This is a genomic window from Kribbella sp. NPDC054772 (assembly GCF_053611945.1).
The window spans coordinates 48474-61334 of record NZ_JBSHBJ010000023.1; the positions used below are offsets into that span (position 1 = coordinate 48474).

At 69.4% G+C, this 12861-nt stretch carries 12 protein-coding genes; 6 read left to right on the forward strand and 6 right to left on the reverse strand.

The window, feature by feature from the left end; genetic code table 11:
- The first annotated feature begins 20 nt into the window (after nt 1-20).
- A complete protein-coding gene (locus tag ACWGID_RS28870; RefSeq protein WP_452201764.1) occupies nt 21-941 on the forward strand; it encodes a threonine/serine dehydratase in 921 nt (306 codons plus the stop codon).
- 1 nt (nt 942) lies between these two features.
- Here ACWGID_RS28870 and ACWGID_RS28875 read toward each other — a convergent pair whose 3' ends face one another.
- Complete coding sequence (locus ACWGID_RS28875; RefSeq protein WP_452201766.1) at nt 943-1560, reverse strand: rhomboid family intramembrane serine protease; 618 nt, start codon at nt 1558-1560, stop codon at nt 943-945.
- 109 nt (nt 1561-1669) lie between these two features.
- Between ACWGID_RS28875 and ACWGID_RS28880 the strand changes: the two genes are divergently transcribed.
- Nucleotides 1670-2869: a Cmx/CmrA family chloramphenicol efflux MFS transporter gene (locus tag ACWGID_RS28880; RefSeq protein WP_452201768.1), complete on the forward strand. Its 1200-nt coding sequence runs from the start codon at nt 1670-1672 to the stop codon at nt 2867-2869.
- Here ACWGID_RS28880 and ACWGID_RS28885 read toward each other — a convergent pair.
- On the reverse strand, nt 2811-4223 hold the full coding sequence (locus ACWGID_RS28885) for an APC family permease (RefSeq protein ID WP_452201770.1): 1413 nt from the start codon (nt 4221-4223) through the stop codon (nt 2811-2813). The genes ACWGID_RS28880 and ACWGID_RS28885 overlap by 59 nt on opposite strands.
- A 124-nt stretch (nt 4224-4347) precedes the next feature.
- Here ACWGID_RS28885 and ACWGID_RS28890 point away from each other — a divergent pair, with 124 nt between their 5' ends.
- Together ACWGID_RS28890 and ACWGID_RS28895 are read left to right on the forward strand one after the other, a co-directional pair.
- Entirely contained in the window at nt 4348-5301 is a 954-nt protein-coding gene (locus ACWGID_RS28890) for a DUF389 domain-containing protein (protein WP_452201890.1), read from the forward strand.
- 156 nt (nt 5302-5457) lie between these two features.
- Nucleotides 5458-6414, forward strand: a complete 957-nt coding sequence (locus tag ACWGID_RS28895) for a transcriptional regulator TrmB (RefSeq protein WP_452201772.1) — start codon at nt 5458-5460, stop codon at nt 6412-6414.
- Here the strand turns inward: ACWGID_RS28895 and ACWGID_RS28900 are convergent.
- The gene (locus ACWGID_RS28900; RefSeq protein ID WP_452201891.1) at nt 6411-6806 is read right to left on the reverse strand and encodes a RidA family protein; all 396 of its coding nucleotides are present in this window, start codon (nt 6804-6806) and stop codon (nt 6411-6413) included. The two genes, ACWGID_RS28895 and ACWGID_RS28900, sit on opposite strands and share 4 nt — an antisense overlap.
- A gap of 97 nt (nt 6807-6903) precedes the next feature.
- On the opposite strand from ACWGID_RS28900, the gene ACWGID_RS28905 reads away from it, so the two are divergent.
- Nucleotides 6904-7836, forward strand: coding sequence for a helix-turn-helix transcriptional regulator (locus ACWGID_RS28905; protein ID WP_452201774.1), 933 nt, complete (start codon nt 6904-6906; stop codon nt 7834-7836).
- On the opposite strand, the gene ACWGID_RS28910 is transcribed toward ACWGID_RS28905, so the two are convergent.
- The 3 genes from ACWGID_RS28910 to ACWGID_RS28920 all read right to left on the reverse strand — a co-directional run bounded on the left by ACWGID_RS28910 (nt 7833) and on the right by ACWGID_RS28920 (nt 10285).
- Nucleotides 7833-8474, reverse strand: coding sequence for an HNH endonuclease family protein (locus ACWGID_RS28910; RefSeq protein WP_452201776.1), 642 nt, complete (start codon nt 8472-8474; stop codon nt 7833-7835). The two genes, ACWGID_RS28905 and ACWGID_RS28910, sit on opposite strands and share 4 nt — an antisense overlap.
- A gap of 108 nt (nt 8475-8582) precedes the next feature.
- Nucleotides 8583-9344: a YaaA family protein gene (locus ACWGID_RS28915; RefSeq protein ID WP_452201778.1), complete on the reverse strand. Its 762-nt coding sequence runs from the start codon at nt 9342-9344 to the stop codon at nt 8583-8585.
- On the reverse strand, nt 9341-10285 hold the full coding sequence (locus ACWGID_RS28920; protein WP_452201780.1) for an aldo/keto reductase: 945 nt from the start codon (nt 10283-10285) through the stop codon (nt 9341-9343). The genes ACWGID_RS28915 and ACWGID_RS28920 overlap by 4 nt, the downstream gene beginning before the upstream one ends.
- Nucleotides 10286-10319: 34 nt before the next feature.
- Between ACWGID_RS28920 and pepN the strand changes: the two genes are divergently transcribed.
- Entirely contained in the window at nt 10320-12776 is a 2457-nt protein-coding gene (gene pepN, locus ACWGID_RS28925; protein WP_452201782.1) for an aminopeptidase N, read from the forward strand.
- Nucleotides 12777-12861 lie beyond the last annotated feature (85 nt).

The window sequence follows — 12861 nt, forward strand, 5'->3', positions numbered from 1 at the left end:
CATCGTGGCAGGGTTGGGACATGACGGTAAGCCTCGATGACGTGCGGCAGGCCGCGACGCGGATCGCCGGGCGGGTACGACGTACCCCGGTGATCCAGGTGGCGCCGGGAGTTACGTTCAAGCTGGAACTGCTCCAGCACACCGGATCGTTCAAGCCGCGCGGCGCCTTCAACCGGCTGCTCTGCGCGAAGGAACGCGGGGAGCTGACCGCGCAGGGCATTGTCGCGGCGTCAGGCGGCAACCACGGGCTCGCCGCGGCCTACGCGGCCCGCGAACTCGGCGTACCGGCGCGGATCTTCGTCCCGGTCACCACGCCCGCCGCGAAGCTCGACAAGCTCCGCACACTGGACGCGACCATCGTCCAGGTCGGCAACGAGTACGCCGAGGCGTACCAGGCAGCGCTCGCGGCGCGGGACGAGACCGACGCGCTGCTCGTGCACGCCTACGACCAGCCGGAGATCGTCGCGGGCCAGGGCACCGTCGGTCTCGAGCTGCTCGACCAGGCCGGGATGTTCGACACCGTGCTGGTCGCAGTCGGCGGCGGCGGTCTGATCGCCGGTATCGCGACCGCGATCGGGGACAACGCCCAGGTCGTCAGCGTGGAGCCGGCCCTCGCGCCGACCCTGCACCACGCGCTCGAAGCCGGCGTGCCCACCGACGCCGCGGTGAGCGGCGTGGCGTCCGACTCGCTGGGCGCCCGCCGGATCGGCGAACTCGCCTTCGCGGCCGCTCAGCAGTACGGCGTCCGGTCGGTGCTGGTCGACGACGAGGCGATCGTTGCCGCCCGCACCGAGCTGTGGCGCGACCATCACCTCGCGACCGAGCACGGCGGCGCGACGGCGTACGCGGCGTTGCTGTCAGGGGCTTATCGGCCGGCGGCGGGTGAGCGGGTCGTCGTGGTCGTCTGCGGCGCGAACACCGACCCGAGCACGCTGATGTGACCTACTGCGTTTGCTTGACGCGGTGCTGCCGGTCGTCGGCCAGCACCCAGGCGGCGAGGATGCCGGCGATGCCGCCGAACAGGTGACCCTGCCACGAGATCCCGTCCTGCGGCAGCAGCCCGCCGAGCAGGGCGCTGCCCCACACCATCACCACCACGACGCCGAGCAGCACCTGCCCGAGCCGCCGGTTGAACAGGCCGCGCAGGATCAGGTACGACGCGTACCCGAAGACCAGGCCGCTCGCGCCGATCGTGATCGTGTTCGGCGGTGAGATCAGCCAGGTCCCGAAGCCGCCGATCACCACGACGATCGCGGTCACCGCGAACAGCCGGGAGGCGCCGCTCACCGCGATCAGCGCGCCGAGCGTCACCAGCGGCAACGTGTTCGAGATCAGGTGGCCGAACCCGAGGTGCAGGAACGGCGCGGTCAGGATGCCGATCAGGCCGCGCGGCTCGCGCGAGATGATCCCGTACTGGTCGAGGGCCCCGTGGGTCACGGTGTCGATGATCTCGATCAGCCACATCAGGCCGACCAGGGCGACGAGCAGCGTCAGGCCACTGCCGATCTTGGCGGTGTCCACGCTCCGCCCCGACCGCTTCGCCGGAATCCCCGAACTCATATCTCCACCATGCCGCACTCCCCCAAGTCTCAGTCGGTGACAGGCGCGGCGACAGCGGAAAGTAATCTCTGAGATACTGCGCGTGGCACTCGTCGAGTGAGGGGGAACGATGCCGATCGCTGTGTACGTTCTGGGGCTGAGCATCTTCGCCCAGGGCACTTCCGAGCTGATGCTCGCCGGACTGCTCCCGGAGCTGGCCGCGGACCTGCACGTCACGATCCCCCAGGCCGGGCTGCTGATCTCGGCGTTCGCGGTCGGCATGCTGGTCGGCGCACCGGTCCTCGCGGTCGCCACGCTCACCTGGTCCCGGCGTACGGCGTTGCTCGTCTTCCTCGCGATCTTCGCGCTGACCCATGTCGCGGGCGCCCTCACCACGAGCTACGGCGTACTGCTGGCGACCCGGATCGTCGGGGCCTTCGTGTACGCCGGGTTCTGGTCGGTCGCGGCCGTGACGGTGGTGGGACTGGTCCGGTCGGACCGCCGCGCGCGGGCGATGAGCATCGTCACGGGCGGACTGACGATCGCGACGATCGTCGGGCTCCCGCTCGGCACCGTGCTCGGGCAGCACCTGGGGTGGCAGTCGGCGTTCTGGACCGTGGCGGCGCTGTGCCTGCTCGCCATGGGTGGTGTGCTCGCGACCGTGCCCGGCGCGCGGCCGGATCCGTCGACCACTCCCGACCTCGTCCGCGAGTTGCGCTCGCTGGTCAACGCGCGGCTCTGGCTCGCGTTCGGCACCACCGCGCTGGTGACCGCGGCGATCCTGGTGGTGTTCAGCTACCTCGCTCCGCTGCTGATCCAGACGACCGGACTGCCCGTCGGTGCGGTGCCAGGCGTACTCGCGCTCTACGGGCTCGGGTCCTTCATCGGGATCACGCTCGGCGGCCGGTACGCCGACGCGCTGCCGTTCCGCACGCTGTTCGTCAGCATCGCCGGGCTGATCGTCCTGTCGGCCGTCCTGGCGCTCACCGCGAACATCCCGGTGGTGGCGATCAGTGTGATCGTGCTGCTCGGCGGCTGTGGGTTCGGGGCCAACCCGGCGCTGAACGCGCGCGTGTTCAGCCTGGCCGGCGAGCGGTCCACGCTGGCCACCGCGACCAACTTCTCCGCGTTCAACGTCGGCATCACGGTCGGGCCGTGGATCGGTGGTGTCGCGATCGAGGCCGGCGCGGGCTACCCGTCGCTCGGCTGGATCGCGGTCGGCATCGGAGCGCTGGCCCTCGCGACCGTCCTGTTCGCGGCGTTCTGGCCGGTCAGTTCACCGGGCCCTGCTGATCGAGGTGCGTCGGATCGAAGTCGGCGCTCCGCTTGAACACGTACTTGTTCAGCAGCCACGTGATCGCCCACAGCCCCACCCCGACGAGCATCAGCCAGCCGGCGATCTTGTAGTCGGCCGAGTCCCGCCCGGACAACGGGCTGGCCAGGTACACGCACAGCACCACACCGAGGATCGGCAGCGCAGTCGGGGCGTGGAAGTGCTTGTGCTCGACCGGGTCCCGGCGCAGCACCAGCACCGCGACGTTCACGATCGCGAAGACACAGAGCAGCAGGAACGCCGTCGTACCACCGAGGGCCGCGAGGTCGGCGTACCCGATCAGGAAGAACGCGAGCAGCGTGGTGAACAGGATCGCGATGTACGGCGTCCGGCGCTTGTGCAGCACGCGGCCGAGCGGACCGGGCAGCACCTTCTCGTGCGACATCCCGTAGAGCAGCCGGCTGGCCATCAGCATGTTGATCAGCGCCGAGTTGGCGACCGCGAACATCGTGATCCACGCGAACACCTCGAGCGGGAACCCGGGCGCACCGGCCTGGACGACCTTCAGCAGTGGCGTCGCGCCTTGGTTCAGGTCGTCGGGCGAGACCAGCGCGACCGCGGAGATCGCGACCGCCACGTAGATGACGCCGGTGATGCTCAGGCCGATCAGCATCATCTTCGGGAAGATCCGCACCGGGTCCTTGGTCTCCTCGGCCATGTTCACCGAGTCCTCGAAGCCGACCATCGCGAAGAACGCCAGCGCGGTCGCGGCCGTGACCGCACCGAACGCCGACTCGCCCTCCGGCACGTGGAACTCGGTCAGCCGCGAGGTGTCGCCGTCGCCGCCGATCAGTGCCCAGGCCCCGATCCCGATCACGATCAGCAGACCGCTCAGCTCGACACAGGTGAGGACGACGTTCGCCTTCACGCTCTCGCCGACGCCGCGCAGGTTCACCAGCGCGATCAGGGTCATGAAGCCGAGCGCGGTGATCATCAGCAGCGCGCCGCGGTCGGGGTCGATGTGCGCCGCGGAGAAGAAGTTCGCCGCGAAGGCCTTGGACGCGCTGGACGCCGAGGTCAGACCGGAGCACATCACCGCGAACGTCAGCAGGAAGGTGAGGAAGTGGATCCCGAACGCCTTGTGCGTGTAGACCGCCGCACCACCGGCCTTCGGGTACTTCGTGACCAGCTCGAGGTAACTGGTCGCGGTCAGCATCGCGACCACGAACGCACACAGGAACGGCAGCCAGACCGCCCCGCCGACCTCCCCCGCGACCTTCCCGGTGAGCGCGTAGACGCCGGTCCCGAGGATGTCGCCGACCACGAACAGCAGCAGCAGTCCGGGCCCCATCACCCGCTTCAGCTCGGGGCGCTCGCCGGTGTCCGGCGCGGCAGCAGCAGATTCACTCATCGTGGCTCCCTCACGTCGGTGCGTCACACCATCGTCGCATCTGAGAGGCAGCTGAGAAGCTCTGACGCGCGTTGGGAGTCGCATCGCACCGTCCGACCTCGGTGCTGGCAGCATGTCGCCCGTGATGCATCTCCGTCTGATCGTCCCGCCGGTGGGCAGCGAGCATGTCCTCGACACCCTGGTCGCCGACCCTCGGGTCACCAGCATCGTCCGCCTGCCCGGCGCGGCCCATCGGCCCGCCGGGGACGTGATCGAATGCGACGTGACCCGCGAGGCGACGTCGGACATCCTCAGCTGGCTCAAGTCCGAAGGGCTGTACGACGACGGCGCGGTCGCCGTCGCCATCGTCGACGCCGCCCCGTCGCGGAACGCCCAGGCCGCGGAGAAGGCCGCTCCGGGCGCGCCGGACGACGCGGTCATCTGGGACGCCGTGGTCGACCAGGCCTACAACGAGGCCGGCGGGTCCTGGGTGTACTACGCGTTCCTCACGCTGGCGACGATGATCGCCTCGGTCGCGGTGATCACCGACTCCGCGATCCTGGTGGTCGGCGCCATGGTGGTCGGACCGGAGTTCGGTGTGGTGGCTGCCCTGGCAGTCGGCCTGTTCCTGCGCAAGGCAGGTCTGACGCGGCGATCGCTGTCGCTGCTGGTCAAGGGCTTTCTGCTCGCGATCCTGTTGACCGCGCTCGCAGCGCTGCTGGCCCGTGCGTTGGGGTGGGTCGACGCCGGCGACCTGACGGCCGCGCGACCGCTGACCGGGTTCATCTGGCGTCCGGACAAGTGGTCCGTCGTCGTCGCCGTCCTCGCCGGCTGCGCCGGGGTGCTGTCCCAGACAGCGGGACGGGGCAACGCGTTGGTCGGGGTCTTCATCTCGGTCACTACCGTTCCGGCAGCGGGCGACCTGGCGCTGTCGTTGGCGCTCTGGGCACCGCACCAGATCGGCGGCTCAGCGGCACAACTCGGGATCAACCTGGCCGGTATGACCGTGGCCGGGGTGCTGACCCTGATGGCGCAGCGGTTCGTCTGGCGCAGCTATCTGCGGGTCAGGAGAAGGGCGGGCGCGCGCGTTGAGGCTTGACCGGGCGTCCCCTGTCCGGTCCGCGCGCGCCCAGCACCGTCAGACATACCCCACCGAACCGCACTCCGCACCTGGTTGAACGCTGACGTATGCCGGACATGGCGCGAAGTCGCCAAACAGGTCGAACCCGTCCGGTGTACGAGATAGCCTGATCGGATGCTGGAGTCGGTGGGGGTGGAGCCGCCCGATGAGGAGGCGTACCGGGCGCTGCTCGCGATCCCCGGCTGCGACATCCGCGAGCTCGCCACGCACCTCGGCCGGGACGAGCAGGACGTCGTCGCGACCGTCGGCCGGCTCGAGAAACTCGGTCTGCTCACCAGCACCTCCGACGACCCGGTGCGACTGCTCCCGACCCGTCCCGATGTCGCGGTCGACGCGCTGGTCGCCGTACGCCGGGCCGAGCTCGACCGGGTGCGCGCGGAGGCCCGCGTGCTGCTGTCGGAACTGCGTGCGCAGGAGCAGCACCGGCCGGAGAACCTGGTCGAGGTGATCGTCGGTCAGGAAGCCATCGCCGCCCGGTTCGCCCAGCTGCTGAACGGCACGAACCATCAGCTCCTGGTGCTCGACCGGCCGCCGTACGCCGCGCAGGCCGACGAGTCGGACAGCAAGGTGCGCGGTCTGCTCGGCGACGGGGTCGTTGTGCACGGCATCTACTCGCCGGACTCATTCGACATCCCGGGCGGCGTCGACGAGGCGTACAGCGCGGCCGACGCCGGCGAGACCTCGCGGGTGCATCCGCAGGTGCCGATGAAGCTGGCCGTGTTCGACCGGAAGATGGCGCTGCTTCCGCTGGCCGTGGACCAGCTGGTCGACAGCGCGCTCGTCGTACACCCGTGTGCGCTGCTCGATGCGCTCATCGAGATGTTCTGGCTGCTGTGGGATCAGGCGGTTCCTGTTGTCCCGTCAGCGAAGACTGATCCGACAGACGCCCGGCTGATGACATTGCTCGCCGCGGGCTTCAAGGACGACGCGATCGCCCGGCAGCTCGCACTGAGCAGCCGGACGGTCGGTCGGCGGGTCGCCGAACTGATGGAGACGCTGGGCGCCCGGACCCGTTTCCAGGCCGGCATCCACGCCCAGCGCCGTCATCTCCTCGAGGACGAGCGCGACTAGGCCACCGCGGTCCCTTCGAGCTCGACGAGCTGACCTGGGATCGCCAACCGGGTGACCCCGAGCATCGTGGTCGCCGGCGCCACTCCGGCAGCCCCGAGCCGTGCGGCCAGTACTCCGTAGTGCGGGAACAGCAGGTCGACGTCAGTGGTGTAGACGTTCAGCCGGGTCAGGTTCGCGAGGGACATCCCGGCGTCCCTCAACACCGCCTCGAGGTTGTCGAGGCTCAGCGCGAGTTGCGCCGGCAGGTCCCCGTCGTGCTGGGGCTTGCCCTCGCTGTCCATCGCGGTCTGTCCGGAGCAGTACAAGGTCCGGGTGTGCCCGGAGACGAGCTCGCCTTGGTTGAATCCCATCGGGATCGACCAGCTCACCGGGTTGACCGCGGTTCGTTCGATGGCCACATCAGCTCCATTCCTGTCCTGTGGGTTAGGTGCCGAGGAGCCTGCCAAGAAATCACGACATCCTTGGTCAGGTATTTGTTAGCCTCCGGGGATGCGCGCCGACCGGCTCGTGTCCCTGGTCCTGTTGCTCCGCCAGCGCGGCCGGCTGGCCGCGGACACCCTCGCCGAGGAACTCGAGGTCTCGACGCGGACCGTCCTCCGCGACATCGAGGCCCTGTCGGCAGCCGGCGTCCCGGTGTACGCCGAACGCGGCCGGCACGGCGGATTCGCCCTGCTCCCGGGATTCCGTACCGAGCTCTACGGGCTGAACAACGACGAGGCCGTCGCCCTGCTGATCGCCGGTTCCGCACGCGGATCCGCGCTCGCCGCCGCAATGCGCAAGGTCGTCGACGCGCTCCCGGAGAACCACCGAGCGACCGCCGACGAAGCAGCCCAACGGATCCTGGTCGAACCCGAGACCGACCTACTCTCCCGCCGCCTAGTCACCGAGCAGACGCCGATCGACGTACGGCGGGCGGTGCTGGCCGGACACAAACTGCGCATCCACTACGCGGCCACCGGCCAGGAACCCCGCTGGCGAACGGTTGACCCGATCGGCCTCGTGACCGTGCGGGACCAGATCTACCTGCTCGCTACGAGAGCCGGCGAGAACCGCACGTACCGGGTCTCCCGAATCCTGGCCGCCGAGGAGCTGCCCGAGCCGGCCGAGCGACCCGGCAAGGTCGACCTCGACCGGATCTGGGCGGAACGCCGCGGACAGTTCCTTGCCGACGGCCATCTGACCGTCCAGGTTCGTGTGCACCCCAGGCGTCGGGAGGACCTGCTGAATGCGGCAGTCGCCGTCCGTGCCGAAGAACCTGACACGGACGGCTGGCTGCGGCTCGAGGTGACGTTCCAGGACGCCTGGCACGCCGAGTGGGCGCTGTGGCAGCTCGGTACGAGTGCGGAAGCCGTTGCCCCGCAGTCGCTACGCACCGCCCTGCACCAGCGGGCCGCCGCGATGGCGACCCGGTACGCCGACTAGCAGGTGCCGAGCATGTCCTGCAGTGCCGTCTTCTCCGCCGACTGCAGCGACAGCTTGTAGGTGTACTTCACCCAGATCCAGTAGCGCGCGTACATGCAGTGCACCGCGGCGTTCGGCGGCTGCCACTCCGACGGATCCCTGTCGCTCTTCGAGCGGTTGCTGGACGCCGACACCGCGATCAGCTGCGAGATCGTCAGGTTGTTCGCGAACTCCTGGCGCTTGGCCTGCGTCCAGGTGTTGGCGCCGGACTTCCACGCCTCGGCCAGCGGCACGATGTGGTCGATGTCCAGGTCCGACGAGTCGGTGAAGGTCTTGTTGTCGTACACGCTCGTCCAGCTGCCGCTGGTCGGCTGGCAACTGCTGTCGACCTTGACGCCGGTCCCGTCGCGCTTCAGGACCTCTTCGCGGGTGTCGCAGCTGCCCGACTGGTTGATCCAGTGCGGGAACTTGTCCCGGCTGTAGCCGGTCGTCGTGCCTTCGGTCTTCACGGTCAGGCTCGCCAGTTCGGTGGCTGCGGTGCTCGCCGACGGCGGGGTCGGCGGGGCGGCCAGCGCCGGTCCGGCGCCGAGGGCCAAGGCAGTCGCAGCCGCTGCCACTGTGGTGGCAAGGGGTGTAAAACGTGTGATCTTGCGGGGCATCGGTCAGGCCTCCGAGGTAGGGCGGAATCCCCCCTGACGTTGCTGCCCCTCAGCCTTCCCCGATCACGCACTGTAGAAAACCGCTCACCAGTTACAGTCGGATGAACGTCAGTCGTGTTCCACGACGGTCAGGGTCCACCCGGCCGCCGCGCGGTCCAGTTCGGCGTTCCACCGCTCACTCACCAACTTGTGCAGGGATTTCGCCGTTCCCGGATCCTTGCCTGACTCAAGCAAATGCCGAGCGACCAGGCCGCGCGTGTGCTTGGCGTTGTGCGAGACCACCGACCGCACTCCGGCCCGCTCGCGGACCACATTCACCGACACCCACTTGTCCGCCTGCGCGCCGCTCGGGCGCCACGCCGCGACGTACGTCGACGAACGGCAGTCCACGATCACGCCGTCGACGCCGGCCAGTGCGGTGCTCAACGGCTCGCGCCATACCGAGGCCAGCGGTCCGTGCCCGGGCAGCGTCGTACCCATCGAGAGCCGGTACGGCGGGACGCGGTCGGCCGGGCGGAGCGCGCCCCAGGCCGCGGAGACGACGAGCAGCCGGTTCGCGGCGCGGCGCTTGCTGCCCGCGGACAGCGTCGAGTAGCCGAGGGCGTCGTACAGGACACCGGAGTACAGCTCGGAGACCGGTACGGACGGCTCGGTGCGCCAGCGGGTGTTGCGCTCGACCTCGTGCTGGAGCGAGGCCCCGACATCCAGTACGCCGAACGCGTCGGCCGACGCGGAGACCTTCGCCAGCGTCTCGAGCACCTGCTCGCGGACCGGGTTCAGTTCGGGGAACGACAGGGTGGAGAAGTCGACGGCGCGACCACGCAGCCGTCCGGTCTTGCCTTCGGACGGCGGCAGCAGGATCAGCGTCACGTGAGTTCGTCCAGGGTGGCCAGGTCGGCGACTGTCGGCTGCCAGGTGCCGGCGGCGACGTTCTGGGCGATCTGCTCGGGGCTGGTCGCGCCGGCGATCACGGACGCGACCGCGGGCTGTGCCGCGAGGCCGCCGATGGCGACGTCGATCAGGGTCAGGTCGCGTTCGGCCGCGAACGTGTCGAGGGCCTCGATCTTGTCGAAGTCGGCGTTGGCCAGCGCCTCCGGCCGGGCCGCCAGGCGGGTGCCGTCCGGGGCGGCCTCGCCACGCTTGTACTTACCGGTGAGCAGGCCCGAGGAGAGCGGGAAGAACGGCAGGATGCCCAGGCCGAGGTGCTCGCAGGCGGGCACCAGTTCGTCCTCGACCTCGCGATCGAGCAACGAGTACCGGTTCTGCGCGCTGATGAACCGCTCCAGGCCGTCGGTCCGCGCGGTCCAGTCGGCGTCGACGAGCTGCCAGGCCGCGAACTGGGAGCTGCCGACGTACCGGACCTTGCCCTCGGCAACGAGCTCGGACAGCGCCGCCAGGGTTTCGCCGATCGGGGTCACCGGGTCCGGGAAGTGCAGCTGATAGAGGTCGATCCAGTCGGTGCCGAGCCGCTGCAGGCTCGACTCGACCGCCTTGCGGATGTACCGGCGGGAGCCGCGGACACCCCAGTCGGGGCCGTTCACGCCGCCCATGTCGCCGCCGAACTTGGTCGCGATGACGACCTCGTCGCGGCGCGACCCGAGCGCCTTGCCGAGCAGCTCCTCGCTGAACCCGTGCTCGCCGCGGTAGATGTCCGCCGTGTCGAACAGAGTGATTCCGGCGTCCACCGCGGCGTTCACCACCGCGTCCGTCCGGTCCGCGTCCAGGCGCCGGCCGAAGTTGTTGCACCCCAGTCCGACGACACTCACAGTCAGCCCCGAGTCGCCCAGCTGCCGGTACTCCATATCCGTCATGTGCTCAGCCTAGTCAGCGCATACAGTGGCCCTCATGCCGAGTCTCACCGTCGACGGCGCCCGTACTCGGGCCGCCGCCCTCTCCGTCCAGTCGTACGACGTCGACCTCGACCTCACCCAAGGCGAGCGCACGTTCGGATCCACCACCACGATCCGCTTCACCGCCTCCGAACCGTCGACCTGGCTCGACGTGAAACCGGACGAACTGATCTCCGTCACGCTGAACGGTACGGCGGTCGACGTGGCCGGACTGAACGACGGACGGCTCGAGCTCACCGACCTGCAGCCGCAGAACGAACTGGTCGTCGTCGCCACGATGGCGTACTCCCACGACGGCGAGGGACTGCACCGCTCGGTCGACGCCGCGGACGGTCTCGCCTACACCTACGCGATGTCGTTCCTGGACGCCGCGCCGCGGATCTTCGCGTGCTTCGACCAGCCGGACCTCAAGGCGCCGTACCGGTTCAAGGTCACTGCGCCCGAGGACTGGCTGGTGCTCGGCAACGGCGCCTCGACGCAGGTCTCCCCCGGTCGCTGGGAGCTCGCCGAGACCAAGCCGCTATCGACGTACTTCGTCACCGTGGTGGCCGGGCCGTACCACCAGGTCACCGACTCCCACGACGGCATCAACCTGAGCGTGGTGTCGCGGCAGTCGCTGAAGGACGCGCTGGACCGGGAGGCCGCGGACATCTTCGAGGTGACCAAGCAGTCCTTCGACGAGTACCACCGGATGTTCGGTCTGCGGTACCCGTTCGGCGAGTACCACCAGGCGTTCGTCCCGGAGTTCAACGCCGGCGCGATGGAGAACCCGGGCTGCGTGACCTTCCGCGACCAGATGGTGTTCCGGTCGGTGGCGACCGACGGCGAGCGCAGCCAGCGGGCGCGGACCATCGTGCACGAGATGGCGCACCAGTGGTTCGGCGACACGGTGACGATGAAGTGGTGGAACGACCTCTGGCTGAACGAGTCGTTCGCCGAGTACATGGCGCACCGGGTGGCGACCGACGCGACCCGGTACACCGACAACTGGATCGACTTCGCCTACGTCCGCAAGTGGTGGGGCCTGCAGGCCGACCAGCGGTCCTCGACGCACCCGGTCGCCGCCGACGCGGTCAAGGACGCGCTCGCCTCGCTGGACGACTTCGACGGCATCTCGTACGCGAAGGGCGCGGCAGTCCTCAAGCAGCTGGCGGCGTACCTCGGTGACGACGTCTTCCTCGCCGGCGTGAACGCGCACATCGCCGCCAACCAGTTCGGCAACGCGACGTTCGCCGACCTGCTCGCGAAGTGGACCGAAGCCGGTGCGGTCGGCATCGACGACTGGGCTCAGGCCTGGCTGCGGACGCCCGGTGTGGACACGCTCAGCGTGACGCGCACCGAGACCGGCATCAAGCTGCACCGCAAGGCGCCGGCCGAGTACCCGGCTTCACGACCGCACAAGCTGACCGTCGCCGGATTCGACGCCGACGGCCGCAGTACTACGGTCGAGGTCCTCGTCGACGCCGACGAGGTGGAGGTCGACCTCGATCCGTCGCTCGCGGTCGTCGTACCGGACGCCGGTGACGACAGCTGGGCGAAGATCCGGCTCGACGACGAGAGTCTCAAGAACCTCGCTGCCGTACTGCCGAAGATCACCGACGGGGTGACGCGGGCCGCCGTACTGAACAGCATCCGGGACGCCGTCGCCGACGTCGAGATGGACCCGAAGCTCGGGTTCGAGCTGCTGCTCGCGCTGCTGGCGACCGAGACGAGCGACATCGCGGTCTCCTCGATGTCGGGGTGGGCGACCCTGAGCCTGCTCGGTGTCTATCTCCCGTACGAGCCGTACCGGGGCCGGCTGGCCGACGTCCTCGAGGAGCGGCTGCGGTCGGCGCCGGCGGGGACCAGCTTCCAGCTCGCGGTGGCCCGCTCGTACGCGCGGTTCAGCCAGGACGCCGACGTACTTCGGGGCTGGCTGGCGGGCGACGGCGTACCCGAGGGACTGCTGATGGACGCCGACCTGCGCTGGACGGTGCTGCTGCAGCTCGCGTGGATCGGCGCGATCGGCGACCCGGAGATCGACGCCGAGCTCGAGCGGGACGCGTCCTCGGAAGGCATCGTGCACGCGACCCGCTGCCGTGCGGCGATGGCAACGCCCGAGGCCAAGGAGCGGGCGTGGGCGCGGATCATGACCGACGCCGACATCGCGAACTACGAGCTGTACGCCGCCTGCGTGGGCTTCTGGCATCCGGGTCAGGTGGAGCTCACGGCGCCGTACGTCGACCGGTACTTCGCCGAGATCGCGGGCACCGACAAGTTCCGCTCGGGGTGGGTCGTCGCGACCAGCGCCAAGCTCGCCTACCCGCGGTACGCCGTCGAGCAGCGCGTCGCCGACCGGTCCGCCGACCTGGTCGCCGACGAGTCGGTCGCGGCCGGTATCCGCAGGTCGATCGGAGACCTCGCCGACGACCTGAAACGGGCACTCGCGGTGCGTTCCGGCTACGCAGACTGACGAACTGGTAGCAGTCACACCGTGTTGTGACTAATGTGGCTGGTGTGACCAGGAGGACCCTGGTGACCAGGCAAAATGTGTTTTC

What these genes read in the sequence shown, in the direction of transcription:
- ACWGID_RS28880 (WP_452201768.1), top strand. Translation starts at nt 1,670, where the DNA reads ATGCCGATCGCTGTGTACGTTCTGGGGCTGAGCATCTTCGCCCAGGGC.
- ACWGID_RS28910 (WP_452201776.1), bottom strand. Translation starts at nt 8,474, where the DNA reads ATGCCCCGCAAGATCACACGTTTTACACCCCTTGCCACCACAGTGGCA.
- ACWGID_RS28920 (WP_452201780.1), bottom strand. Translation starts at nt 10,285, where the DNA reads ATGACGGATATGGAGTACCGGCAGCTGGGCGACTCGGGGCTGACTGTG.
- ACWGID_RS28885 (WP_452201770.1), bottom strand. Translation starts at nt 4,223, where the DNA reads ATGAGTGAATCTGCTGCTGCCGCGCCGGACACCGGCGAGCGCCCCGAG.
- ACWGID_RS28870 (WP_452201764.1), top strand. Translation starts at nt 21, where the DNA reads ATGACGGTAAGCCTCGATGACGTGCGGCAGGCCGCGACGCGGATCGCC.
- ACWGID_RS28875 (WP_452201766.1), bottom strand. Translation starts at nt 1,560, where the DNA reads ATGAGTTCGGGGATTCCGGCGAAGCGGTCGGGGCGGAGCGTGGACACC.
- ACWGID_RS28895 (WP_452201772.1), top strand. Translation starts at nt 5,458, where the DNA reads ATGCTGGAGTCGGTGGGGGTGGAGCCGCCCGATGAGGAGGCGTACCGG.
- ACWGID_RS28905 (WP_452201774.1), top strand. Translation starts at nt 6,904, where the DNA reads ATGCGCGCCGACCGGCTCGTGTCCCTGGTCCTGTTGCTCCGCCAGCGC.
- pepN (WP_452201782.1), top strand. Translation starts at nt 10,320, where the DNA reads ATGCCGAGTCTCACCGTCGACGGCGCCCGTACTCGGGCCGCCGCCCTC.
- ACWGID_RS28890 (WP_452201890.1), top strand. Translation starts at nt 4,348, where the DNA reads ATGCATCTCCGTCTGATCGTCCCGCCGGTGGGCAGCGAGCATGTCCTC.